Origin of the sequence: Aurantimicrobium sp., from assembly GCF_036667855.1 — a bacterium.
In the GTDB taxonomy this organism is placed as follows: Bacteria; Actinomycetota; Actinomycetes; order Actinomycetales; family Microbacteriaceae; genus Aurantimicrobium.
The window spans coordinates 1-655 of sequence record NZ_JAVWTF010000128.1 but is presented as its reverse complement, the minus strand read 5'-3'; the positions used below and the strand labels follow the sequence as shown (position 1 = coordinate 655).

Sequence of the window (655 nt, the reverse complement as noted above, 5' to 3'; positions counted from 1 at the left end):
ATCGAGAACACGTCTTCGACCGGCATCAGGAACGGCTTGTCGACGTCACGCTCCGGGGTCGGGATCCAGCTGTCCAGCGCCTCGACCAGCTTGATGACGGCCGGCACGCCGATCTCGCTCTGGTCGCCTTCCAGCGCCAGACGGGCCGAACCCGGGATGATCGGGGTGTCGTCGCCCGGGAAGTCGTACTTGCTCAGCAGCTCGCGGACTTCCATTTCGACCAGTTCCAGCAGCTCGGCATCGTCAACCATGTCGGCCTTGTTCAGGAACACGACGATGTACGGCACGCCGACCTGACGCGACAGCAGGATGTGCTCGCGGGTCTGCGGCATCGGGCCGTCAGCGGCCGAGCACACCAGGATCGCGCCGTCCATCTGGGCAGCACCGGTGATCATGTTCTTGACGTAGTCAGCATGGCCCGGGCAATCGACGTGGGCGTAGTGACGGTTGGTGGATTCGTATTCGACGTGCGCGGTCGAGATCGTGATGCCACGGGCCTTTTCTTCCGGCGCGGCATCGATCGAGGAGTAATCCTTGAACTCGCCACCGAAGCGCTCTGCACCGATCTTGGTCAGCGCGGCAGTCAGCGTGGTCTTGCCATGATCGACGTGGCCGATGGTGCCGACGTTGACGTGCGGCTTGGTACGCTCGAACT

1 protein-coding gene is annotated in these 655 nt (G+C 63.4%); it reads right to left on the bottom strand.

Annotated elements, in window-relative coordinates:
* Positions 1 to 655: GTP-binding protein (locus RR877_RS10680; RefSeq protein ID WP_332628262.1), on the bottom strand; the 655-nt coding region annotated here is incomplete at both ends.